The sequence below is a fragment of the Coprococcus sp. AM11-30B genome (genome assembly GCF_027674365.1).
In the GTDB taxonomy this organism is placed as follows: domain Bacteria; phylum Bacillota; class Clostridia; order Lachnospirales; family Lachnospiraceae; genus Allocoprococcus; species Allocoprococcus comes.
In genome coordinates, this window is sequence record NZ_JAQDVB010000035.1 from 1 (window position 1) to 25717 (window position 25717).

The window sequence follows — 25717 nt, forward strand, 5'->3', positions numbered from 1 at the left end:
ACCGGTTCGTCTGCCACAACACCGCTTTCCCCGGCATCCGAAAGGATACCGAGAAGTCGGTCCGATACATCTTTTACATCGGCCGCACGTCCCTGCATGTAAGCATCATCCATAGATGCAAACATCTGGGAGAAGTTATCTCCTGTCGTCGCAACAGCATACTCTGCGTTGACTTCCTGGGTGGTAATAATATTCTTAATCGAATCCACATAATCCAGATCCATCAGCATCATCTGATGTACTTCAAAAATTGCCGCATTGGCTTCTCCTACATCTTCCATTGCCTTGTCATACAACTCACCGAGCTGTGCGATCGCAGTCTCCTGGGCATCCTCAAAACGTGCCGCCTCTGCTTCGGTATCCTCTACATGATACCGTCTTACCTGCTTTTCCTGTCTTTTATAGAAAGCAATCTTCCCGATGGCTACGCCACCAAAAACACTTTTACCACTTAGTGTAATCATAATCCTACAGATTCTCCTCTAATACTTTCTGGATTTCGGCGATTGCTTCTTCTTCGTCTTCGCCTTCAGCTGTGATGATAACCTCATTTCCCTTTTTTACGCCAAGACTCATAACTGCCATAATGCTCTTTGCATTGACTTCACGTGTATCTCCTGCTTTTTTGATCTTAATATCTGAAGTTTTTTTCGCAATTGCTTTTACCAGAATTCCTGCCGGTCTTGCGTGGATTCCCTGTGCATCTGTTACTACATACTTAAATTCTTTCATGATTCAACACTCCTGTTCTTTAAAAAATATTTAGAAAATTAATAAGTTACTACTCTGCTTTCAATGGCTTTTTGAGTAATACAATTCCCGCCATTGCTACGACAGCTCCTACAACCAATGCTATCAAAAACATCAATGGATTGTCAATAATTCCGATGACAAAAATTCCTCCATGCGGAGCTCTTGATCCGCATCCAAACATCATGGATAATGCGCCTGCTATTGCAGAACCAACTATACATGGCGGAATGATTCGAAGCGGATCAGATGCTGCAAATGGAATGGCTCCTTCTGTGATAAAAGAAAGTCCCATGATGTAGTTTGTGATACTTGTCTGCTGTTCACTCTTTGTGAAACGGTTTTTAAAAAATGTGGTGGCAAGTGCGATTGCGATCGGTGGAACCATACCTCCGATCATAACAGATGCCATAATATCAAACTGTCCACTTGCGATGGATGCCGTTCCAAATACATATGCCGCTTTGTTGAACGGTCCGCCAAAATCAATGGACATCATACCTGCAAGAACCGCTCCCAGAAGCATCTTGCTGGATTCTCCCATTCCGGAAAGGACATTATTCAGCCAGGTGTTAAATGCTCCAACCGGTGGGTTTACGATAAAGATCATAAATGCTGCCATGATCAGAATCCCAAAGAATGGATACAGAAGAACCGGTTTTGTCCCTTCCAGAGTTTTCGGAAGCTTGTCAAACAATTTCTTCAATCCGATCATCAGGTATCCTGCTGCAAATCCGGCGATCAGTGCACCGAAGAATCCGGATGAAATCCATGCGTCTTCTGCAAGGAATACAGAAGTTCCGGCTTTTGCAAGAAGTCCGCCTACAATACCAGGCATCAATGCCGGTCTGTCACCAATTGCCATTGCAATATAACCGGCAAGGATCGGGAACATCATCCCAAACGCTGTATTTCCAACGGTGTTGAAGAATTTTGCAAGTGGAGTTCCACTACCAAATGCTGCTGTACCTGCATTTGCACCGTCAACCAGAAAAGAAAGTGCGATCAGGATTCCACCGCCGATTACGAACGGAAGCATATGGGATACTCCATTCATCAGGCTCTTATAAATCTTGCGTCCGATGGTATCTCCGTCAGATGACGCACCACCCTCTTCTGTTGCTCCACCCTTGCTGTGATAAACTGGAGCATTTCCACTCAAGGCACGTTCGATCAGCTCCTGTGCTTTGTTGATTCCGTCAGATACCTTTGTACTGATCAGCGGCTTGCCGTCAAATCTTGCCATTGCGACATCCTTGTCGGCTGCAATGATGATACAGTCACAGGCAGCGATTTCTTCCGGTGTCAGTACGTTCTTGGCACCACCAGATCCGTTTGTTTCTACCTTGATGGTAACTCCCATTTCTTTCGCTTTCTTTTCCAGACCTTCCGCCGCCATGTAAGTATGGGCGATACCGGTCGGGCATGCGGTAACTGCGAGGATCTGATACGGTTTTGTAGATGCATCCGCCGGAGCTTCTGCTTTTTCTTCTGCTTCTTCCGGGAATTTTTCTTTCTCGGCTGCATCAACATAAGCAAGAAATTCATCAACATCCTTTGCATGAAGCAGCTTGTTTCTGAAATCCTCATCCATCAGAAGCATGGACAGACGACTGAGTACTTCCAGATGTACATTGTCCTCTGTATTCGGTGCTGCGATCAGGAAAATAAGGTATGCCGGTTCTCCGTCCAGAGAATCGTAATCTACACCCTCCGGAAGTACCATGGCTGCAAGTCCCGGTGCGCTTACCGCTTCAGTTTTGCCATGCGGGATTGCAATGCCTTCACCAATTCCTGTAGTTCCTTCTTCTTCTCGTTTGAAGACAGTTTCACGATAGGTGTCAATGTCATTGATGTTCCCGCCTTCTGCCATCAGATCGACCATTTCACGGATGACCTGCTCTTTGGAGTCTGCCTTGCCATCGAGGCAAATACTTTGCTTTTTGAGTAAATCTGTAATCTTCATCTTGTCATTCCTCCCATTTGATTTTATATATGGTACACTTCTGCCGGTTCTCCAAGAAGTGCAACAATCTCATCTCTTGTAGCGAGCCACGAACAGAATGCTGAAGCGCTTCCTGCCGCCACACCCAGGCGGAATGCTTTTTCCATGTCTTTTGTATTCAGATATCCGGTAATAAATCCTGCCACCATAGAATCACCTGCGCCAACAGAATTGACAACCTTTCCTTTCGGAGGCATGGTCTCATAGACTTTTCCATCCTTTGTCACAAGGATCGCTCCGTCACCTGCCATGGATACCAGTACATGCTGTGCTCCAAGTGCCTGTAACTTCTTCGCATAAATGATGATGTCTTCTTTTCTCTTCAGTTCTACGTTAAACATCTCACCTAACTCATGGTTGTTCGGTTTGATCAGGAACGGATGATATTTCATAACTTTTAAAAGAAGATCCTTGGTTGCATCCACTACAAAACGGATTTCTTTTCCGGAAAGTCTCTCCAAGATTCTCTCATAAATATCTTCCGGCAGAGTATTCGGAATACTTCCTGCAAGGATCAGTACATCGCCTTCTTCCAGTTTATCCAGCTTTTCATATAATGCCTGGATTGCTTCTTCTGTGATAACCGGTCCCTGTCCGTTGATCTCAGTCTCAGTTCCTGCATTGATCTTTACATTGATTCGGCTATTACCTTCTTTTAACGGGATAAAATCTGTCTCACATCCGAACTCTTCCAGCATCTTTTCCAGTACATCTCCGGTAAATCCTGCCTTGAATCCAAGCGCTTTGCTCTTAAGTCCCAGATTGGAAAGGATCACAGATACGTTGTTTCCTTTTCCTCCCGGATAGATATGTTCGCTTGTTGTCCGGTTGATCTCTCCCGGGATCAGCTGATCTACCTGTACCACATAGTCCAAAGACGGGTTAAATGTCACTGTGTAAATCATTATTTTGCAACCTCCACAATATTTTTATATTTGTTAAATGTAGCATCCTTAAGCTTTGTTGTAATGATGTCCACTGCATCCAGTTCTGAAAATGTTACCGGTGCTACCTGACCAAATTTGGTTGAATCTGCAAGGATGTAAGCCTTTGCGCTTCTTAAGATCGCCATCTCTTTGATCGCAGCCTCCCGGATATCTGGTGTGGTGCATCCACTCTCTATATGAATCCCATTGGTTCCGAAGAATCCTTTTGTGAAATGGTATCTTCCCAGGGTTTTCATTGCTTCCTCTCCGACCAGTGCCAGCGTTGCTTCTTTTAATTCCCCACCGATCAGATAAACTATACAGCCTTTCTGTGTAAGCTTCTTCGCATGCATGATTCCGTTTGTCACATACACAGCGTCCTGCTCTGTCAGGAAATCAATCAGGAAATCCGTGGTCGTTCCGGCATCGATATAGACGAAATCATCTTTTTCAATCAGAGATGATGCATACTTTCCGATCTGCACCTTTTCATCAATGTTCAGATCCTGTCTGACTGCAACAGATTCGTCTCTGGTGTACTGCGCCATATTGACTGCGGTTGCACCACCATGTACCTTGATCAGCTTTCCTTTTTTATGAAGTGTTGTCAGATCTCTTCGTATCGTTGACTCTGACATATCCAGAAGCTCGGTCAGTTCCTGAACAGTGATTGTCTTGTATTCATTCACTAATTTCAGAATTTCACTGAATCTTTCTTCTGCAAGCACTTATTTCACCTCCATTTCGACTGGTTATGACTGATTTATTCAATTGTATTTTATATTTCAGTCATTTTCAATCATTTATTTTCTTTTTCATTCATCTTTAGGTTTAATATATCGCCTTTTTCAGTCAAAGTCAATCATTTTCAGCCATAAATAACTACCAAAAAAATAGGGATGATTTTGTGCATTTTTATGGGTGTGGAATCGGTGGTGCCAGAGTTCCGACTTGTGTTTCATCTCCATTGCACTCAACGGAATTGGAAATAGATATAGTCGGAACGGAACTCTGCTTCTACGTTACTGGCAAAATGCAGTAAAAGGCTTTGTTTAACCTAACCAAATGCAAATTTATACTTTTCTCTTATATGCAAAAAAGCCAAAGCACTTTTTTAAGTTATATCGAATGATAACTTATCTTTAAGTACTTTGACTTTTTATTTAGGCAAAATCAAACAGGGATAACTGATTGGTCTCCGGAAGGTCGCCCAGCAAACCCATATCTGCCATCAAGTCAACCAATGTCTTGCTGACTTTTGTTCTCTGACGGAAATCGTCTTTAGAGAGGTATGGTCCGTCTTTAGCGGCAATTTCCATAGCCTCGGCGGCTTTATCGCCCATGCCGTCAATGGTGTTGAACGGTGGAAGGAGCTTGTCGCCGACGATCTGGAACTTGGATGCTTTGGATTTGTAGATATCGATCGGTAAAAAATCAAATCCTCTGGCATACATTTCCAGTACATTTTTCATATCTTTTAAGGTATCCTGATCTTTTTTACTGAGCTGATTGAGTTCTGCTTTTCTTTTATATTCTTTCATATGGTAGAGAAGTTTTTCTTTTCCCTGTCCCATCAGTTCGTAAGAGAATGCAGATGCACGGATTCCGAAGTATGCCGCATAATAGGCAAGCGGATAATTGATCTTGCAGTAGGCAATCCGGTATGCCATCATGACATAAGCTGCAGCATGGGCTTTCGGGAACATGTATTTGATCCGCTCACAGGACCAGATATACCATTCCGGCACGTCATGCTCCAGCATATCTTTTTTAAACTGTGACCACTCTTTACATTTTCCTTTTGCGACGGTTCCTTTACGCACACGTTCCATGATTGTGAAGGATTCTTCACTTTCAACACCTTTGTTGATCAGATAAGTCATGATATCATCACGGGTACAGATTGCCGTGGAAATGGTTGCCTTTCCTTCTTCAATCAGGGTCTGTGCATTGTTCAGCCACACATCTGTTCCATGAGACAGACCTGAAATACGGATCAGGTCCGAAAGCGTCTTTGGCTTGGTATCAATTACCATCTGGATAACAAAATCTGTACCAAACTCCGGGACTCCCAGACAACCAAGCGGACATCCGTCAATGTCCTCCGGTGTGATACCAAGCACCTCTGTTCCTGCAAAAAGTCCCATTACACCTGGATCATCCAATGGAATATCAGTCGCTTTAAATACATTATTCACTCCATCGTATTTATTGTCCATCGCATCGGAATTGATCAGCTCTTCCAGCGTTTTGATCATGGTCGGATCATCGTGTCCGAGAATATCCAGTTTCAAAAGGTTGTGGTCGATGGAATGATAATCAAAATGAGTGGTGATAATATCGGTCGTCATATCATTTGCCGGATGCTGGATTGGAGTGAAAGAGTTAATGTCCTCTCCATGTGGAAGAACTACGATTCCCCCCGGATGCTGTCCGGTACTTCGGCGGATTCCGGTACAGCCAGCTACGATACGATCGATCTCGCAGTTTCGCTTACGGTCACCACGCTCCTCATAATAATTCTTCACATATCCATAAGCCGTCTTTTCTGCAAGTGCGGCAATGGTTCCGGCACGGAAGGTCTGACCTTTTCCGAAAATAACCTCCGTATACTTATGCGCTTTACTCTGGTAATCTCCGGAGAAGTTCAGGTCGATATCCGGCTCTTTGTTTCCCTTGAATCCAAGGAAAGTCTCAAATGGAATGTCAAATCCGTCTTTGACCAGCTTCTGTCCACAGACCGGACAGTTCTTATCCGGCATATCGTGTCCACAGCCACCCACATATTTTTTCACTTCTTCCGAATCAAAATCACTATAGTGACAATTGCTACAATAGTAATGTGGAACCAGAGGATTGACCTCCGTAATTCCTGCCATAGTTGCAACGAATGAAGATCCTACCGAACCACGGGATCCTACCAGGTAACCATCCTCGTTGGATTTCCATACCAGCTTCTGCGCAATGATATACATAACCGCAAATCCATTGGAAATGATGGAATTCAGTTCTCTTTCCAGTCGTTCATGTACGATCTCCGGAAGGGGATCCCCGTACATAGAATGGGCTTTATTATAACAGATATCTCGCAGCATCTGGTCGGAATTTTCAATAACCGGAGGACACTTATCCGGGCGGACCGGAGAAATCTTCTCGATCATATCCGCGATCAAATTGGTGTTCCTGATCACAACTTCATACGCTTTTTCCGAACCAAGGTAGGCAAATTCATCCAGCATTTCCTCCGTTGTACGAAGGTATAGTGGTGCCTGCTTATCGGCATCTCCAAATCCTTTTCCTGCCATGATGATCCGGCGGTATACCTCATCTTCCGGATCCATGAAATGTACGTCACAGGTTCCCACGACCGGTTTGTGGAACTGCTCCCCAAGATGCACGATCTTCCGGTTCAGATCCATGATATCTTCCATAGAATTGACCGAAGTTACTTTGTCACTCTCTACCATAAATGCATTGTTTCCAAGCGGCTGGATTTCCAGATAGTCATAAAAATCCACGATCTTCGCGATCGTCTCATCCGGCTTTCCATCCAGAAGTGCACGGTAAAGCTCTCCGGCTTCGCAGGCACTTCCCACGATCAGACCTTCCCGGTGCTCATTTAACACACTTTTCGGGATACGGGGTCTGCGGTTATAGTAAACCAGATGGGATGCTGAAACAAGCTGATACAAATTCACACGACCAATGTCATTTCTTGCAAGAATAATGACATGATAAGTCGGAAGCTTTTTAATAGAATCCGGGTTCAGATCCCCAAATTCATTAACTTTTGCAAGCGTTGTCAGTTCCCGTTCTTTGAGCATCTGCACAAATTTCACAAAGATTTCTGCCGTGCAACCTGCATCATCAACTGCGCGGTGATGATTCTCCAGGGAAATATTTAAAGCTTTTGCAACGGTATCCAGCTTGAAACGGTTCAGTGCCGGAAGAAGGACACGGGCAAGTGCAACGGTATCTACATAAGTAAAATCAGCCTCAATCTTCTGCCTTTTGCAGTTCTGCTCGATAAATCCCACATCAAAAGAAGCATTATGCGCCACCAGAACCGCATCGCCAATAAATTCTATAAACTGCGGCAAGATCGTCTCAATATCCGGCGAATCGATGACCATCTCATCGGTGATGCCGGTAAGTTCCGTGATACGGAACGGGATCGGACGTTTCGGATTGACAAAGGTACTGAACTTATCTGTGATCTTCCCGTCTTCCACTTTTACCGCGCCAATCTCGATGATCCGGTCAGTCACAGCGGAAAAACCGGTTGTCTCGATATCGAATACCACGTAAGTGCCTTCCAGATCCTGTCCCTTTTCATTCTCTGCGATCTTAGTCAGATCATCTACCAGATATCCTTCCACTCCATAAATAACTTTAAATGGATCATCTTTATCCAGATCCTCGATCACATGATTGGCATCGGTAAACCCCTGCACCACACCATGATCGGTGATCGCAATCGCCGGGTGCCCCCAGTCATGTGCTCGCTTTACCAGATCTTTTGCCTCGGAAACACCATCCATATCGCTCATCTTGGTATGGCAGTGAAGCTCCACGCGTTTTTCCGGATACTTGTCTTTTCTTGTTACACGGAAATCCGAAGTTTTGCGGATTCCGGTTACAGAACCAATGGTCAGCTCTCCATCAAATTTATCAATCGTCGTAACTCCTTTGATTTTCAGAAATACACCTTTTTTAATCTCCGCAAGCAGATCCGGGAGCTGGTCATTGCGGGTAAACATCTTGACCATGATCGTGTCGGTAAAGTCGGTCACGGCAAACATGACGATTGTCTTTTCGTTCCGGATCTCACGGGTATCAAAGCTGATCACCTGTCCCCGGAAAGTAATCTCACCCATCTCTCCGGTAACTGTCTTCAGCTCGATCGGCATGTCGTCAAAGTCCCGTCCATAGATTACGTTCGGGTCATCGGAGCGCTTGAGCGGATAATCCCGACGCACAAAGCTTCCCTTGCCACTTTTGAACCCACTGGACTTTCCTGCAAATTCCTGCTTTTTCGGAGTCTCCGGTTTCTTCTGTTCCTGTTTATTCTGCGTACTTGATGCATCTGCTTCTTTAGCGGCATCTTCTGCTTTTTCCGCTTTCTTCTTTGATACGCCTTCCGTTTCTTTTGCTTTTGCCGCCTCTTCCGTGGCATGCTGTGCCTGCAGCTTCTGATTCCTTTCCCTGATCGCATCTACTTCCTGCTGAAGCTGCATTTCATTGAATTTCTTGTATTTGCTCTCTCCTACTTCTTCATAATCAATTTCTACATCCACCGGCACGTGGAAACGGTTCTCAAAGACATCCTTCAGATAGCTGGTGATCTCGCTGTTCTTTCCCTCTGCAACAATCGTGTCCGCCATAGTCAGACACATAGTACGCTCCCCTTCGAAACGGCACTTTGCCTTCTGGAACATATTTTTCTCCAGCACACTTTTCTGCTCCAGCTCAAAAAGAATACTCTCCTTGTAGGCATGCATCAGGTTCTCCGGCGTATACTGCTCGGAAAGCCGGTATTCCTCGATGATCGTCACCGGAATATTTCCCTGCGAAAACAGCTGTTCCTCAATCTGGTTCTCCACATAACATACCGTTTTCTTCGGGATCAGATGGGTACTGTAAATATAAACCTTGATATGATTTCTGGCTGAAGTGGAGGTGATTTTCGTCACCTCCACCTTTTCAAACAGCATATGGCTGTCGTTATCGATATTCAATGTTGGAAACACATCAAAAAATAGCTTTGTCATCTTCTATTCGCCCCAATGTTCCAGTTCATTACGAAGTGCATCTAAAAGTTCATCCTCTTTTACCTTACGGATGATCTCTCCCTTCTTGATCAGAAGTCCTTCACCGATTCCTCCTGCGATTCCGAGATCTGCCTCTCTTGCTTCTCCAGGACCATTTACCACGCATCCCATCACTGCAACCTTGATATCAAGTGGATATTCAGCAACCATCGTCTCTACTTTATTGGCAAGTCCGATCAGATCAATCTTGGTACGTCCACAGGTCGGGCAGGATACAACTTCAATTCCTCCTTTTCTAAGTCCCAGTGCTTTCAGGATCAGTTTTGCACTCTTGATCTCTTCTAATGGATCCCCTGTCAGCGATACACGAATCGTATCTCCGATTCCCTGATAAAGGATGATTCCAAGTCCTACTGAAGATTTAATATTGCCTGAAAGCAGCGTCCCGGACTCGGTGATTCCCACATGCAACGGATACGGGCATTTCTTTGCGATCAGCTCATGCGCTTTTACACACATCATGACATCTGAAGACTTAATACTGACCACCAGATTGTCATAGCCCATGTTCTCAATCATGTGTACCTTGTCAAGTGCACTTTCCACGATTCCCTCTGCAGTCACGCCACCATATTTTTCCAGAAGGTTCTTCTCCAGCGAACCACTGTTCACCCCGACACGGATCGGAATCTCGTATTCTTTTGCTTTCTCCACAACCGCACGGACTCTGTCCTCACTTCCGATATTCCCCGGATTGATACGGATTTTATCTGCACCGTTTTCAATTGCAGCAATCGCAAGACGATAATCAAAATGTATATCTGCAACCAGTGGAATATGAATCTGTTTCTTAATCTCTTGTAAAGCCTGTGCTGCTTCCATATTCGGAACTGCACAGCGGATAATCTCGCATCCTGCCTTTTCCAGAGCAAGAATCTGTGCAACTGTAGATTCCACGTCCTCTGTCTTTGTATTTGTCATGGACTGGATCGCTACCGGATTGCCTCCACCGATCTTTCTTCCTCCGATATTTATTACTTTTGTCTCCTTCCTTGTCATCTGCTTTTAACCTCCTGTTCTCACACAAAACCCTCTGCCTGCGGACTTTCGTGCCCACAGAGAGAGGGTTCTCTTTATTTGTCTGCTTTTTCAAAAATCATCTGGTCCCCATAATCCCACTCGGTAAGTGTAAGCTCGGTTCCGTCCACACTGTAATTGAATGTAGTGAGTACAGAATTGATCGCCTGCTCTACTTCCGATGCAGTTACATTATCACCAAGTTCTTTCGCTGTCTCATCCAGCTCTTCCTGCTTTACAGTAAATGTAATCTGCTTTGCCTTGATATCCAGTGTATATCCAAGTTCCACATCCACATCCTTACCATCGATCAGCTTCTTCCAGTCAAGCTCTGCTTCATTATGGTCATCTACTTCCAGTATCATATCACTCTCATCATGCTTCCACTTTCCTTCCAGCGGATTTCCGAAAAATCCCTGGTAAATGAAATATCCAGCCACGATAATGATCAGAACGGTCGTAATTCCTGTCACATAGTTCCACACACGGCTTCTTTTATCTTCATCATTCTTTGCAATAATCATAGAATTAAGCCCTCCACATCATGTCAATCTTATAATTTATTATACGGGTTTTAACTTTCACTGTCAACGGGGACTGCAAAGAAGAAGATTCAATGTGACTGACGCCATAAAAATCTTATATTCAATTACTGAATATGCGGAAATACCGGTTTGAGTGCCGGGTAGATCTGACGGAACTCCTGGTATCTCTTTTCGTATTTTTCAACCAGTTCTGCTTCCGGTTCTACGGTATCTACAATCTTAACCAGCTTGTCAGCTGCTGCTTCTACGCTTTCGTATTCGCCGCATCCGACTGCTGCAAGGATTGCACCTCCAAGTGCCGGTCCTTCTTCGCTCTCGATGATATCCACTTTCAGGTTCATGATATTGGCGATCATCTTTCTCCAAAGAGGACTCTTTGCTCCACCACCGCAGATCTTGGTACGTTCAATCTTGATTCCAAGGCTTTTTGCAACTTCAAGGGAATCACGGAGTGCAAATACAACTCCTTCCAGTACTGCCTGCATCATATCTGCTCTTGTGGTATCCATCGTCATACCGGTAAAGGTAGCTCTTGCATATGGATCATTGTGCGGTGAACGCTCTCCCATCAGATATGGAAGATAGAACACATGGTTCTCACCTAGCTTTGTAATATCTTTCTGCTCTGCTGCAAAATCATCCGTGTGAAGAATCTCTTCTGCCCACCATTTATTGCAGGATGCAGCACTTAACATGCATCCCATCAGATGATAATGACCGTCTGCATGTGCAAAAGAATGCAGAGCATTGTTCTTATCTACGCCGAAGTTTGCACTGGAAATAAAGATGGTTCCGGATGTTCCAAGGGAAATGTTACATCTTCCGTCACCAACTGTTCCTGTTCCGACAGCTGCAGCTGCATTATCGCCTGCTCCTGCAATAATTTTTACATTTTCAGAAAGTCCGAGTTCTGCTGCTACTTCCGGCTTCAGACTTCCCACAACTTCGTAGCTTTCATAAAGCTTCGGAAGCTGTTCTTCTGTTACGCCGCAGATATCCATCATTTCTTTGGACCAGCATTTGTGTTCTACATCCATCAGAAGCATGCCGGATGCATCCGAATAATCAGAGCAGAAGCTTCCTGACAGGCAATATGCCAGATAATCTTTTGGAAGCATGATCTTTGTGATCTTTGCAAAATTCTCTGGCTCATTTTTCTTTACCCACAGGATCTTTGGTGCGGTAAATCCAGTAAATGCAATGTTTGCTGTGTATTTAGAAAGTGTTTCTTTTCCGATCTCGTTATTCAGATAATCCGTCTCTTCTGTGGTACGTCCATCGTTCCAGAGAATTGCCGGGCGGATGACCTGGTCGTCTTTATCCAGAATGACCAGTCCGTGCATCTGTCCACCAAAGCTGATTCCTGCAACCTGGCTCTTATCACACTCAGAAGTCAGTTCTTTGATGCCTTCTACGGACTGGGTAAACCAGTCTTCCGGATGCTGTTCTGACCAGCCCGGATGTGGGAAGTATAATGGGTATTCTTTTGAAACAATTTTTTTGATGTCGCCTTTTTCATCCATTAACAGAAGTTTTACTGCGGATGTTCCAAGGTCTACGCCTATATAGAGCATGATGTACCTCCTTGTTAGGGTTTTTATATCAACCTGACGGATTCGAGGGATTGTGACCAGATTATAGAAAATAAATATTGCATCTTCCAATCGGCAAAGCATTCCGATGAGCCTCTTAGGGCGGAAATTGTGTCAGCAACAGCTTCCACAATTTCTGAGTCTCATCTTCATTGCCTCAAATGGAATCTGCCATATTTATTTTCTATAATCTGGTCCTCAAGACATTGAACCGCCTGCTTGAAACATAAATCCTGTTTTTAATTCGTGTTTCTTTGTACTATAAAGGGGCGGGTTCATTCAGCCGCCCCTTATATGATTGTGTATAGTTTTAATTAGCCCCAAGGATTTTCTGTTGGGTAACGTACACCTTTTGGCTGGTTGTAGCCGATTTCGTCTACCGGTACTCCGATGTATTTGAATACTTCGTAAAGTGCTTTTCCGTAATGTCCGAATGCTACGGCTCCGTGATGCGGGAAGTTCTTTTCGATCAGTACATGACGATAGAATCTGCCCATTTCCGGAATTGCGAAGATTCCGATTGATCCGAAGGAACGTGTTGCTACCGGAAGGACTTCACCGTGTGCAATGTAAGCTCTCAGTACATTGTCTGATGTGCTCTGCAGACGGAAGAATGTGATATCTCCAGGTTTGATATCTCCTTCAAGTGTTCCCTGTGTTACTTCGATCGGAAGAGATCTTGCCATGATCATCTGGTATTTCATCTCGCAGAATGAAAGTTTGGATGATGCAGTATTTCCACAGTGGAATCCCATGAATGTATCTTTCAGTGTGTAATCGAATTTGCCCTTAATGTCTTCTTCATAAAGGTCGGCCGGTACAGAGTTGTTAATATCAAGGAGTGTTACAGTGTCTTCACTTACAACTGTTCCGATGAATTCGCTGAGTGCTCCATAGATATCTACTTCGCAAGATACCGGAATTCCCTGTGCTGTCAGACGGCTGTTGACATAGCATGGTACAAATCCGAACTGTGTCTGGAATGCAGGCCAGCATTTTCCGGCGATTGCAACATATTTGCGGTATCCTCTGTGTTCTTCTACCCAGTCTTTAAGTGTCAGTTCATACTGAGCAAGTTTTGAAAGGATTTCCGGTTTCTTGTTACCGGCTCCAAGTTCTTCTTCCATCTCTTTTACAATTGCCGGAATTCTTTCATCTCCGGCATGTTTGTTAAATGCTTCAAACAGGTCAAGTTCTGAGTTTTCTTCAATCTCTACGCCGATATTGTAAAGTTGTTTGATCGGTGCATTACATGCAAGGAAATTCAGCGGTCTTGGTCCAAAGCTGATAATCTTCAAATCGTTAAGTCCGATGACTGCTCTTGCGATCGGTTCAAATTCATGGATCATATCTGCGCATTCTTCTGCTGTTCCAACCGGATATTCCGGAATATATGCTTTAATATTACGAAGCTTTAAGTTGTAGCTTGCATTTAACATACCGCAATATGCATCTCCACGTCCCTGGATCAGGTTGTTGCCGCTTTCTTCTGCTGCTGCAACGAACATCTTTGGTCCATCAAAGTGTTTTGCAAGCAGAGTCTCTGAGATTTCCGGTCCGAAGTTTCCAAGATATACAACCAGTGCATTACATCCGGCTTTCTTGATATCTTCCAGAGCCTGTACCATATGGATCTCACTTTCTACGATACAGATCGGACATTCGTAAATATGTTCTTCTCCGTATTTTTCTTTGTAAGCTTTCATAAGTGCTTCTCTTCTTGATACAGAAAGGCTTTCCGGGAAGCAGTCACGGCTTACTGCAACAACTCCGATTTTCAGTTCTGGCATGTTATTCATTGTTTTTTCCTCCTAAAATATGAATCTGTCTGTTCTATTTTGCGATGTCGATATTCTCACCTTTAAGTCCGCACACAGCGCCTTCGATTCCTGCTTCTTCATGTGCGATCAGCCATTTGTTCTTTGCGGTAAGAAGCTTGTCATCAAATGATTTGGTATGGCAGGTCATCAGATCTGTATTGGTTCCCTTTGGAAGAACTACTACTGCCTTAAATCCATTTCCATCTACTCCGCAAGGTGCATAGTGAAGGGTTGTTCCGTACACTTCGATTCCAATTCCTGCCGGGACAAGGAATGCTTCTACTTTTGATGTGTCATATGTAAAATCCGGTTCGATATCCTGCTCTGCCCCCAGAAGCAGAATGATATCTGTCACTGCGACATTTACTTCTGAACTTCTGTGATATTCCAGTGCGTTCAGTTTGCTGTTATGTCCGTTGCAGTATCCGATCTGGATCGGAAGTTCTCCGTAAACTCTCATCTTCAGATCGATTGCAACATTCGTTGCTTCCAGTTCTTCAATAGATGGTTCGTAGATGACATCCTCCGGAAGAGGGGTGTGTTCCATTGCCTTGATCAGCTTTGAAAAATCATACCCATCGATCACACGTCCGTATCTGCTGAATTCTGGATCTGTTACTTTTTTGATTTTCATTTCTTCTACCTTCTTTCTGTCTTATATTCTAACAGGCTAAGTCGGTATCCGCTACCGAAAACTTAGCCTGTTAACTGCACTTTCTTGTCCTTATGCTATTTTTTATTATTTAGCACGTTTCTTAGATTCTACATCAAAGATAACGGCTGCAAGAAGTCCCATGTTTGCATAAGCGATAAAGTACACTTGATACCCTTTTACTGACCGGCGCATCACTGCGGATCGTGATCACCGGAATATTCTGTTCTTCTGCCTTGTCAATCTGTGCGGAAACCTCTTCTTCATCGCTCACCTGTACAATAATCCCATCTACCCTGGCCGCAATTGCCATTTCCATCAATTCTTCTGTCGAATATTCACCCGACAGTGTCTCACCAAAATTCTCGATCAGGATCCGGTCTCCTTTCCCGGCATCTTTGGCTCCCTGGTATATCTTCTTCCAGTTTTCTTTATAACTTTTCATCTTCCTTTCTCATTTTACGGAAATCACTTGGTCTTACTCCATATTTTTTCCGGAATGCTTTGGCAAATGCTCTTCCGTCCGCAAATCCACTATGTTCTGCAATTTCCTCAACCATCGTATCACTGCTTATCAGTTCTCGGTAGGCATATTCCAGACGGATTCCCTGAATATATTCTTTATAGTTGATTTCTGCATATTTGCGAAACATCCGTGACAGATAGGTCGGCGAATACCCGAAAACCTGTGCCAGCCCTTCCAGCGAGAGATCTTTCTGATAATTATCCTTGATATAATTCGTGATCGTAGAAAGTCGGTTCCTGTTCTTGTGATCCCGCACGATCTCCGCACTGACATCAACCTTCCTGTATTTTGTCACCATCAGATAGACCAGCATATAAAAATAACTCTGTACCTTTAATTCATACCCTGTTTTCTTCTTCTGATACGTCACATACATCTTTTCAACCAGTTCAACCAGTTGTTCATCCTGTACGCGTTCGCTGTGGGTAAAACAGATAAACTGCTCATCCGTATAATACCGTTCAAATGTCTGAAGTGGCATCTGCAGTACGATTGTCTTATTCGGAAACGGTGCCGAAATCGAATGCAGCTCATTAGAATTCACAATCACAAATGATTTTTCATCTAAATGGATATCTTCTTCATTGATATAAAAATCCAGCTTTCCTTCCAGTACAATAAACATCTCGATCGACCGGTGCCAGTGCTTTTCCCTGACATAATTTCCGTCTTTTCCTTCAAATAAAAACATCCGGAATGGCAGATCTTCATTCGGCAGAACCAGTTCATGTGAAAATTCCATCTAATTCATCCTCTTCTCTGTACATTCTCTGAGCAGTTTCATAGCATCCTCATACTTTTCAGCAGAAACACCTGCACAGGTGAGTAACATCCTGTTCTTCTCCACTTCAAGAAATGTCATTCCTTTCTTTTTTGCTTTTTCTGCAATCTTTTCTGTAGCGCAGTCCTCCGCAAAGGTCAACTGTACCATAAATCCTGCAGCACCAACCTGTACATCCACATCTTTTCCTAAAATCTTTTTTGCACTGTCCGCAAGCTTTTCCGCCTTTGCCAGATGGATCTTCCTGGATTTACGGACCTGACTCGCCAGATGTCCGTCACGGATAAACTGTGTCAGTGCGATCTGCTCGGCCTTGGATGCAGTCTGATTGTAATTATTTTTTCTTTTTTCGTAAGTTTCCATCAGTTCCGGCGGCAGTATCATATAACTGATCCTGATAGACGGAAGCAGCATTTTGGAAAATGTTCCCAGATAAATGACATTTCTTCCTCCCGAAAGTCCCTGCAGGGACGGAACCGGTTTCTGAAAATATTTGAACTCACTGTTATAGTCATCTTCAATGATCAGAAAATGCTCTTTCTCGGCGCGTCCGACCAGTTCCAGTCTTTCCTGGATCGGCATCACCCCACCAAATCTTGTCATCTGTGATGGTGACACGTAATACATTCCAATCTCTTCTTCCGCACTTCCTGCAATCCGGTAGTTATGATCTTCAAAAACCGTCATTCCCTGTACAAACTCACTGTCCCTGAAAAATACGGTTCTCTTTTTATGATTCAGTGGGCACAGAATATGCAGAAGACTCTGTATACCAGCACCGATCACGATCTGATCCGGGCTGCAGATCACACTTCTGGTCTTCTGAATATATTCAGACAGTACTTCCCTGAATTCCTGTTCCCCCTGCGGTTCTCCATAAGAAAGCAGTCTCTCATCCTGACGCATTGCGCTCTTCATATATCTCCGCCATAATTCAAACCGGAAACTCTCTTTATCTACATTTGATGTTGCAAAATCATAGACAACCGGATTCTCCTGCTTCCTTACATGCCGGCTTGCAATCTTTCTGCCCTCTTCCTGCTTCTCGGCAATATCCGTCACATAATATCCACTCTGCGGTCTGGACACAATATAACCTTCTGCTGCCAGAAGCATATACGCATTCTCCATCGTCGTCCGGCTCATCTGCAGCTCGCTTGCACCTTTACGGATCGATGGAAGTTTTGTCTCTGACTTCATCTGCCCGGATAGAATCAGATTTCTGTAATAATGATACACTCTCAGATACCGGCAGTGTTCCTCATTCTGTAATTCCACTCTCATAACTGACCTCTAAAAAATATTTCTTTTTGTATATTTTACAAATGACACTTTTATTTTATTCTATATAAAACACATAAGAAATGCAAGAATTTTTCACTTTGTATTTCGGAAAGGATACTTCAATGATAAAACGAGTCGCTGTTATCAATGATCTGTCCGGTCTTGGTAAATGCTCTCTGACAGCTGCGATCCCGGTTCTTTCCGTCATGGGTGTGCAGGCCTGTCCTCTGCCAACGGCAGTTTTAACCAATCAGACCGGCTACGACAGCTATTACTGTACGGACTTTACCGACAAGATCGATCATTACACAGAAGAATGGCAAAAACGTGGTCTTACCCTGGATGCGATCAGTACCGGATATCTCGGCAGCGCAGATCAGGCGGAAAAAATCCTGAATTTCTGTGAGAAGTTCAGAACCCCTTCCACTCTGCTCTTTGTCGATCCGGTCATGGGAGATTCCGGTGTCAAATATGACATTTTCACTCCCAGACTCCAACAGCAGATGCAGAAGCTTGTATCCCATGCCGATGTGATCACGCCAAATCTTACCGAGCTGTGTCTTTTAACACACTCTGATTTTGCAGGACTTACCAAGTACAAGGACAAACCGGATTATCTGGACCGGATTGCCCAGATTGCCGCTCCGTTAAAAGAAACGCAGATCCAGACGATCATCGTCACCGGTATTCTTTATCAGGCTCCTTCTGATGATACCGTAAAATATTACAATCTGGTTCTCGAGAACGACCAGATAAGCGTCATTTCCTCTGGAATTCACGGAGGAAGCTATTCTGGCACCGGTGACCTGCTCTCCGCTGTCGTATGTGCCTCGATGGTACAGGGAAAAAGTGCAGCTGCAGGCGTGGAAAAAGCATGCCGGTTTATCGAAAGATCTCTGATTGACACCGTTGCCGACCAGATTCCGCGCAATGATGGAATCAATTTTGAATCCCATCTTTCTATGCTGCTTGACTGACATTTACAAAATAAATAAAACCCAGGGAGGTAACTATCATGTCATCTACAACCATTAACAATCCAGAACCATCTGCAAATGCACTTTCTCATCAGAAAGTCTCCAGACTGACTTCAACAGCTCTTTTTGCAGCACTGATCTGTGTGACAACTGCTTATATTTTCCATATTCCATTTGGTGTAAATGGCGGATATATACACATCGGAGATTCTCTGATCTATCTTGCCGCTGCATTTCTCCCAACACCATATGCCATGTTTGCTGGTGCAATCGGCGGTGCCATGGCAGATATCCTGACTGCTCCGGTATATGCACCTGCAACCTTCATCATCAAGATGCTGATCTCCCTTCCGATCACATGTAAAAAGGACAAGATCGTGAATGTACACAACTGTGTCGGCGTTGTTGTTGCCGCTGTAATTTCCTTTATTGGATATTATATCACAGATGTAATCCTGTTCGGAACCTGGGGTGCACTGATTCCTTCGATTGTAGGAACCCTTGCCCAGTCAGGCGGAAGTGCTGTGATCTTTATCATTCTTGGTTCCACTCTTGACAAAGCCGGTTTCAAGAGTACAATGAAAAACAAATTTGGAATTTAGCCAAATATTTAATTATACACAAATGACAGGTGGTTCTTGAATATCCGCCTGACTTTCAAAGAGGAGATTTTATTATAATGTCAGATATTATTTACACATTTAAAAACAATGCATATTTTAACATCACCAACCGCTGCACTTGCAAATGTATTTTCTGCATCCGTAACGAGCATGAAGCCATCGGAGAGGCAACAGAACTTTGGCACGACCACAATCCTTCTTTCGAAGAGATCAAGGCAGCTATTGATGCTTTTGATTTTACAAATTATCCGGAAGCCGTCTTCTGCGGCTACGGGGAACCGACCTGTGCCTACGATAATCTGATTGCTGCTGCAAAATACATGAAAGAAAAACATTCGGAAGTTCTCCTTCGCGTCAATACCAACGGACTTGGCGAACTCTTCAATAAAAAGCCGATCGCAGAAGAAATGGCAAAATATATCGATGCCGTATCGATCAGCCTGAATGCGCCAACTGCAGAGCGTTACCAGGAAGTTACACAGCCTTGTTTTGAAAATGCGTTCCCAGATATGCTTGCATTTGCCGAGAAAGCGAAGAAACTGTTCTCATCTGTGCAGTTCAGTGTGGTAAGCATCATTTCACAGGAAGAAATCGATGCGTCCCAGAAACTCGCAGACGAGATGGGGATTCCGTTGAAAGTTCGAATTTATTCGTAAGTTCATTCTCTTTTCTACTATAATTAACAAAAGGACGGCTGCCATACTTTGCGCTGTGCTGGCAGAAGGAATCGTTCGGATTCTATTTTGCGCTATGGAGATGAGACTCAGGAAGCATGGAAGCCTTTGCTGAACATGCTTCCCGTCCTAAGAGGCTCATCGGAATGGTTAGCGCAACTTGAATCCGAACGATTCCTTTTGTGGCTGGTGCTCACTCAACCTCTATCATTCGCCAAACAAAAATGACCATATACTTTCGTATACAGCCATTCTGTGTTCTCTCAAAGAGAAAGCTTTCACTTTTTATCCAAAAATCCCTCCGATCACAACGTAAGACAGGATATACATGATCACCGATGCCATGCATACGCCGACTACGATTGCTCCGAAAGCTTTTTTCCAGTCGATGCCAAGGAGGGATGCGACAAGAGCTCCGGTCCAGGCTCCGGTTCCCGGAAGCGGGATTCCTACGAAGAGTACCAGCCCCCAGAATTCATATCTGCTGATCCGATCACTTTTGCTCATCGCTTTTTTCTCCAGCTTTTCTACAAGCGGACGGAAAAGGCGCGTCTTGCGCAGCCATGCAAAAATCGGACGGATCAGAAGCAGGATAAACGGAATTGGGATCAGGTTCCCGACCAGACAGATCGGGATTGCACGCCAGGTCGGAATATTTAAAAACGCCGGACCTGCCGCAAGGATTCCTCCCCTGAGCTCCAGAATCGGAATCATTGAAATAATAAAGATAATCAGTTCTTTGGCAGCCTTGCCACCCAGATGAGTTACAAACCACTGTACTAAAGTTTCAGTCATACAAATCTCCTATTTTTTACTTATTAAATCGGTGTTCGACGTGTCAATACGCATAAATTGCTTATTTGTGTAAGCACAAACGCAATTTATGTTTTTAACACTTACATCATATATTCACGGAGGAAGGCAAAGAGTGCTTCCATCTCTTCTCTCGTACCAATCGTCACACGCAGATATTGCTCAATCCGCTCGCTTCCCCAGAAACGCACATAGATTCCTTTTGCTTTCATTGCTTCAAAGAGTTCTTTTGCATCGTATTCCGGATGTGATACAAAGATGAAGTTTGCGCTTGGTTTTGGGAATACAAAGCCGAGCTTTTTGAATTCTTCTTCTGCCCAGTCTCTTGTCTCCACAATTTTACGTGTTGTCTTAGCAAAATATTCTTTATCTTTTACCGCTTCTGCTCCGTATACCAAAGAAGTTTTGTTCATAGTATAAGAATTGAACGAATATTTTGCATCGTTTAAATACTTGATCAGGAGCGGACTTGCGATTGCATATCCAATACGCATTCCAGCCATCGATCTTGCCTTTGAAAATGTCTGCGTAATGATCAGGTTGTCATATTTGTCCAGAAGCGAAAGTGCTGACTCTCCTGCGAAATCAATATATGCCTCATCCACAATCACAATAACATCCTGGTTGTGTCTGATGATATCTTCCACAAATTCCAGATCTTCATAGATGGATGTCGGTGCATTTGGATTCGGGAAAATCACACCACCATTTTCCGGATAATAATCTTCTTTTATGATATGGAAGTTTTCATCTACCTTCTTGCATTCGTATGGAATCCGGTAAAGATCCGCCCATACTTTGTAGAAGGAATATGTAATATCCGGAAAGAAAACCGGTTTTTCCGAGTTAAAGAAGGTAAGGAAACACATAGAGAGAACATCGTCAGATCCCACTCCCACAAAAACCTGATCTTTTCCAACATGATAAAAGTCCGCCAGTGCACTGACCAGTGTATCAGATGTCGGATCCGGATACAGCCTTAAACTGTCCACATGACCCTCCAGCTTTTTCATTGCCGCAAGAACTCCCGGTGCAGGTGGGTACGGATTCTCATTGGTATTCAGTTTGATCACTTTTTTCTGTGGCTGTTCACCCGGAACATAAGGTTCTACTCTTCGGATATTTTTCTCAAATTCTCTCATCTTGCTTTCTCACCTTTCTGTCACATCTTTTGCTTTTGTCTTATCCTAGCTGATATTCTTTTGCAAGCTCTTTGAATTTCGGCAGTGCATTTACGATTGTCTCATAAGCTACACAATATGCAATTCTGACATATCCTGCACATCCAAAAGAACTTCCCGGTACTAGAAGCAGATTATATTTTTTTGCTTCCTGGCAAAATGTCTTTTCATCCTTGATCGGAGTCTTCATGAACAGGTAAAATGCACCCTGCGGTTTGACACATTCAAATCCACATTCTATGAGTCCCTGGTAAAGAGTCTCCCTGTTTCTGTTATAGTATGAAATATCGGTTTTCTCATGCAGACATCTTGCAACTACCTTCTGCTGCAGGGTTGGCGCATTGACAAATCCAAGAATACGGTTTGCAACATTTGCTGCTGCAATGAGTGTCTCTGAATCTTTTACATCATCCGGAATCACCAGATATCCGATTCGCTCTCCCGGCAGGGAAAGAGATTTACTATAAGAATATCCTACGATCGTATTGGCATAATACCTGGTCAGATACGGTACATCCACACCATCATAAGCAAGTTCACGGTATGGCTCATCAGAGATAAGATAAATCTCTGTTCCGTATTCGTTCTGCTTCTTCTCCATGATCTCTGCCATCTTCCTGATCGTCTCTTCGGAATAGACAACACCGGTCGGATTATTCGGTGTATTAACGATCACTGCTTTTGTCTTCGGTGTGATCTTTGCCTCAAATTCATCCAGCTTTGGCTGAAAATCTACGGTATTCGGTGAGATTTCAACCAGAACACCGTCAAAATTATTGACATAACTTCTGTACTCTCCAAAGTACGGTGCAAATGTGATCACTTCATCTCCCGGATTTAACAGTGCTTTTAAAATAACATTCAGTCCGCCTGCTGCGCCAACTGTCATCGTAATATTTTTTGCTGCAAATGCAGTACCAAAACGCTCATTCAGAGATTCAGCTACAGCCTGGCGAACATCTTCATATCCCGCATTGCTGTTAGTATATCCATGAAGCACCAGTTCATCTTCTTCATCCAAAATATCAAGAATCGCCTGCTTTACGGCTTTCGGTGCCGGTACATTTGGATTACCGAGACTGAAATCAAATACATTTTCCGGTCCGTAAATTTTTGCAAGACGATTTCCCTCTTCAAACATGGCGCGAATCGCCGAGCTGTTTGCCACCATATTTTCCATCTTCTTAGATATCATCTTTTGCACACTCCTTTTCGCTGTCTTCTTTTAATGTCACAACACCTTTTTCTACCATAAATACCGGTTTGTAGGAAAGCTTGGCCTTTCTTAATCCTTCTTCTCCAACATCATCTTCCCGGTTGGTATATTTGTATTTTCCGGCAATTTCATGCTCTACGAACTGCTGGTTGATCATGGTATATGCACCTTCAATATCCGCATAAGCTTTTTCGATATGAACCACAAAGGTATCGTCATTTACCGCTTCTCCAATCGTAAATGCAACAATCTCATCACCAACTCTGAGCAGACCTCCGATCAGGTTCAGTTCTTTGTAAAGACGCAGTGAATTGAGTGTTACACACATCTCGGAATTCTTCTCTTCATCATCTTCACAGCCATTCAGATTCCGCCATTTCAGTGCCATCTGAAAACACTCTTCCAGATTATCCTCTGTAATCGTTTCGTAACTCCAGTTATCTCCGTGAAGTGCTTTAAATTTATTGACGTGATTCCGCTTGCCGTGCAGCTTTTTACCGGAAAGTGTTGCAAGTTTCTCACTTTCATAGACATAATCCGCCTCATCTCTGTGATAGGTGATGTCGAATTTACCCGGGAACCATGTTTCAAGCTTGGCGAAATTCTCTTTTGTCACCCCATACAGACAGAATGGAACGCCTTTTTCTTTCTCCCATTCCAGAATATCTTCGATGGCGGCTTTTACGTCCTCATCTTCACCTGCCGGAAATGCATAGCCATATCCTGCACTATTGTCCCGGAACAGGAGAACATCGTTATATTGTGCAAATTCTACTTCGTAAAACCTTGCCCACAGATATACATTTGCAAAAGTACGGTCGCAGCTTCTGCTTGGGTACTTTTTGAAATAGGAATCGATGAGATCCTGGTCTGTCAGTTCTGGTCTTTTAAATTTTGCTTCTGCCATAAAAAATCCTTCCATATTCCGCTTTCTTGCGGTACTGTCTGTTAGTATACCACATTTTGAGTGGATTTTTGCGGTTTTCTTGTATTTTTTCGTGTTACTTGTAAAGTTAATGGGCCAAGACTGCAAAATAGAACGTTCCAATTCCACTCGGCAAACCATTCCGATAAGCCTCTGAGAGCGAAAACTGTGTCAGCAATGGCTTCCACAATTTTTGAGTCTTATCTTCATTGCCTCGAATGAAATTGGAACGTTCTATTTTGCAGTCTTGGCAGATCTACTTTACTGGTTGTGACTGTTGCCTCAGTACGAAGTTTTTTGCCAAACAGGTAACCGCAAAAACGGCTTTATTTGTTCCGGTATGATTTTCTTCGACAGACATAAAAAGCGCAAAACGGCTTTGTTGATTCAGTTGATCCACTACTGTTTTCTGAAATAAAAACTATTTCAGTCTATAGATGAATACTGGGAGTGGGGGATCGTTTTTGCGGTTGTAGTAAGCGTTTACGATTACGAGCCATTTTTTGGAGTCTAATTCTTTGACATAATTCAAAATGGCTTCTTTTTCTTCGTAGCCGGTGTCGCCGCCGCTGTAGATGCAGAGGTTTATGATGCCACCTTTTTTGAGCAGGTTAAGGGCTGACTCGATGGCGGCGAGGCTTGTTGATGGATGGGTTGCGATTTTGTGGTCACTGCCGGGGAGGTAGCCGAAGTTGAAGGTGATGGCTTTGACTTCTTCTTTTACATAGATCTGCATTTTCTCGTGACCATCGTGGATCAGCTTGGCTCTTGTCGACAGGTTCGCTCTTTCGAGGCGTTCTCTAGTGTGAGAAATCGCCATCTCTTGCACATCAAAAGCATAGACATTTCCGGTCTCTCCGACTTTTTTGCACAGGAACTCGGTGTCACCGCCGTTTCCGGCGGTGGCATCAATGCAGATATCTCCTTCTTCTATGTATTCTTCTAAAATGTGATGACAATATTCTGTGATCTGAAAATTCATTTTCTATCACTCCTTATCTGTCTTTTCCATAGAAATCGAGCATTTCCCGTACTTCTTTTTCGTTATCCAACGGGTTTCTGATGATCTTATACTCTTTCCCTTCCCATGGGATGGTGATCTTACTATTTTTCACTGTCATCTGATCGATGGCTGTCCGTGGCAGCTGTACGAGTTCATTGCCATTCTTGTCATAAAACGCCATGCCATTGTCCCAGTAAATGATGACACGCATCTTTTTCATTCCATAACTGCGCGTAACCAGGCACACCACTGCGATCACGATAAACCAGATACTGTAGGTCAGCCCTCCGGCAATTCCACTTCCTGCCGCACACAGAATACAGAAGATTGCAAATGGAAGCATCAGATATTTGACGGTCATCCCGCTGTAATACCCGGATACCAGACAGTGAAAACTTCCCTTCCATTCGTTTCCAAGCTTTGCAGCTTCCTGCTGTGTCTTCTTCTGGATTGCCTGGTTCACTGCCTGCATGATGGCATTCCGGACCAGACGCTGTACAATATGTCCCATCTTTTGTACCGTTACTGAAAACTTATAAAAAGTTACAAACTTCTATGTTTCATTCCTACTTCAAC

23 protein-coding genes are annotated in these 25717 nt (G+C 43.7%); 3 read left to right on the top strand and 20 right to left on the bottom strand.

The genetic code is table 11. The features are described 5' to 3' along the window. From PGU50_RS16950 to pdxR, 14 genes are all read right to left on the bottom strand, one after another. Nucleotides 1–464: phosphoenolpyruvate-utilizing N-terminal domain-containing protein (locus PGU50_RS16950; RefSeq protein WP_330672596.1), on the bottom strand; the 464-nt coding region annotated here is incomplete at its 3' end. 4 nt (nt 465–468) lie between these two features. Continuing rightward, a complete protein-coding gene (locus PGU50_RS16955) occupies nt 469–732 on the bottom strand; it encodes an HPr family phosphocarrier protein (protein ID WP_055262380.1) in 264 nt (87 codons plus the stop codon). Nucleotides 733–781: 49 nt separating this feature from the next. Then, a complete protein-coding gene (locus PGU50_RS16960; RefSeq protein WP_195250253.1) occupies nt 782–2716 on the bottom strand; it encodes a PTS fructose transporter subunit IIABC in 1935 nt (644 codons plus the stop codon). A gap of 23 nt (nt 2717–2739) precedes the next feature. Further along, on the bottom strand, nt 2740–3660 hold the full coding sequence (pfkB, locus tag PGU50_RS16965; RefSeq protein WP_195250254.1) for a 1-phosphofructokinase: 921 nt from the start codon (nt 3658–3660) through the stop codon (nt 2740–2742). Continuing rightward, nucleotides 3660–4409 (bottom strand): DeoR/GlpR family DNA-binding transcription regulator, encoded by a 750-nt coding sequence (locus PGU50_RS16970; RefSeq protein WP_117559353.1) that lies wholly within the window; start codon nt 4407–4409, stop codon nt 3660–3662. The genes pfkB and PGU50_RS16970 overlap by 1 nt, the downstream gene beginning before the upstream one ends. A 435-nt stretch (nt 4410–4844) precedes the next feature. Continuing rightward, entirely contained in the window at nt 4845–9452 is a 4608-nt protein-coding gene (locus PGU50_RS16975; protein ID WP_270247540.1) for a PolC-type DNA polymerase III, read from the bottom strand. Nucleotides 9453–9455: 3 nt separating this feature from the next. Then, a complete protein-coding gene (gene ispG / locus PGU50_RS16980; protein WP_008369525.1) occupies nt 9456–10511 on the bottom strand; it encodes a flavodoxin-dependent (E)-4-hydroxy-3-methylbut-2-enyl-diphosphate synthase in 1056 nt (351 codons plus the stop codon). Between the two features lie 74 nt (nt 10512–10585). Next, nucleotides 10586–11053: a hypothetical protein gene (locus tag PGU50_RS16985; protein ID WP_117559359.1), complete on the bottom strand. Its 468-nt coding sequence runs from the start codon at nt 11051–11053 to the stop codon at nt 10586–10588. Nucleotides 11054–11178: 125 nt separating this feature from the next. Further along, complete coding sequence (gene xylB, locus PGU50_RS16990; RefSeq protein ID WP_022220940.1) at nt 11179–12648, bottom strand: xylulokinase; 1470 nt, start codon at nt 12646–12648, stop codon at nt 11179–11181. Between the two features lie 332 nt (nt 12649–12980). Beyond that, nucleotides 12981–14465: an L-fucose/L-arabinose isomerase family protein gene (locus PGU50_RS16995; RefSeq protein WP_270247542.1), complete on the bottom strand. Its 1485-nt coding sequence runs from the start codon at nt 14463–14465 to the stop codon at nt 12981–12983. Nucleotides 14466–14499: 34 nt separating this feature from the next. Continuing rightward, nucleotides 14500–15120, bottom strand: coding sequence for a DUF4867 family protein (locus tag PGU50_RS17000; protein WP_173826505.1), 621 nt, complete (start codon nt 15118–15120; stop codon nt 14500–14502). A 133-nt stretch (nt 15121–15253) separates the two neighbouring features. After that, nucleotides 15254–15583 carry a substrate-binding domain-containing protein gene (locus PGU50_RS17005; RefSeq protein WP_270247544.1) on the bottom strand — a complete coding sequence of 110 codons (330 nt, stop codon included), beginning with the start codon at nt 15581–15583 and terminating at the stop codon, nt 15254–15256. Then, nucleotides 15570–16406, bottom strand: coding sequence for an AraC family transcriptional regulator (locus PGU50_RS17010; RefSeq protein ID WP_270247546.1), 837 nt, complete (start codon nt 16404–16406; stop codon nt 15570–15572). The genes PGU50_RS17005 and PGU50_RS17010 overlap by 14 nt, the downstream gene beginning before the upstream one ends. Further along, complete coding sequence (gene pdxR / locus PGU50_RS17015; RefSeq protein WP_117559368.1) at nt 16407–17729, bottom strand: MocR-like pyridoxine biosynthesis transcription factor PdxR; 1323 nt, start codon at nt 17727–17729, stop codon at nt 16407–16409. Nucleotides 17730–17851: 122 nt separating this feature from the next. Between pdxR and PGU50_RS17020 the strand changes: the two genes are divergently transcribed. From PGU50_RS17020 to PGU50_RS17030, 3 genes are all read left to right on the top strand, one after another. Next, nucleotides 17852–18706, top strand: a complete 855-nt coding sequence (locus tag PGU50_RS17020) for a pyridoxamine kinase (RefSeq protein WP_270247547.1) — start codon at nt 17852–17854, stop codon at nt 18704–18706. 38 nt (nt 18707–18744) lie between these two features. After that, the gene (locus PGU50_RS17025) at nt 18745–19308 is read left to right on the top strand and encodes a TIGR04002 family protein (protein ID WP_117824769.1); all 564 of its coding nucleotides are present in this window, start codon (nt 18745–18747) and stop codon (nt 19306–19308) included. A gap of 77 nt (nt 19309–19385) precedes the next feature. After that, a complete protein-coding gene (locus tag PGU50_RS17030; RefSeq protein WP_055261159.1) occupies nt 19386–19985 on the top strand; it encodes a TIGR04100 family radical SAM protein in 600 nt (199 codons plus the stop codon). A 303-nt stretch (nt 19986–20288) separates the two neighbouring features. Here the strand turns inward: PGU50_RS17030 and PGU50_RS17035 are convergent, their stop codons facing one another. The 6 genes from PGU50_RS17035 to PGU50_RS17060 all read right to left on the bottom strand — a co-directional run bounded on the left by PGU50_RS17035 (nt 20289) and on the right by PGU50_RS17060 (nt 25652). Further along, nucleotides 20289–20798 carry a COG2426 family protein gene (locus PGU50_RS17035; protein WP_022220948.1) on the bottom strand — a complete coding sequence of 170 codons (510 nt, stop codon included), beginning with the start codon at nt 20796–20798 and terminating at the stop codon, nt 20289–20291. A 101-nt stretch (nt 20799–20899) separates the two neighbouring features. Further along, a complete protein-coding gene (gene hisC / locus PGU50_RS17040; protein WP_270247549.1) occupies nt 20900–21958 on the bottom strand; it encodes a histidinol-phosphate transaminase in 1059 nt (352 codons plus the stop codon). A 40-nt stretch (nt 21959–21998) separates the two neighbouring features. Further along, a complete protein-coding gene (locus PGU50_RS17045) occupies nt 21999–23192 on the bottom strand; it encodes a pyridoxal phosphate-dependent aminotransferase (protein ID WP_008369542.1) in 1194 nt (397 codons plus the stop codon). Beyond that, the gene (locus PGU50_RS17050; protein ID WP_270203982.1) at nt 23182–24120 is read right to left on the bottom strand and encodes a DUF2156 domain-containing protein; all 939 of its coding nucleotides are present in this window, start codon (nt 24118–24120) and stop codon (nt 23182–23184) included. The genes PGU50_RS17045 and PGU50_RS17050 overlap by 11 nt, the downstream gene beginning before the upstream one ends. A 439-nt stretch (nt 24121–24559) precedes the next feature. After that, complete coding sequence (locus tag PGU50_RS17055) at nt 24560–25120, bottom strand: tRNA (mnm(5)s(2)U34)-methyltransferase (protein WP_270247550.1); 561 nt, start codon at nt 25118–25120, stop codon at nt 24560–24562. Nucleotides 25121–25133: 13 nt separating this feature from the next. After that, nucleotides 25134–25652 carry a hypothetical protein gene (locus PGU50_RS17060; protein WP_117559382.1) on the bottom strand — a complete coding sequence of 173 codons (519 nt, stop codon included), beginning with the start codon at nt 25650–25652 and terminating at the stop codon, nt 25134–25136. Between the last annotated feature and the right edge of the window lie 65 nt (nt 25653–25717).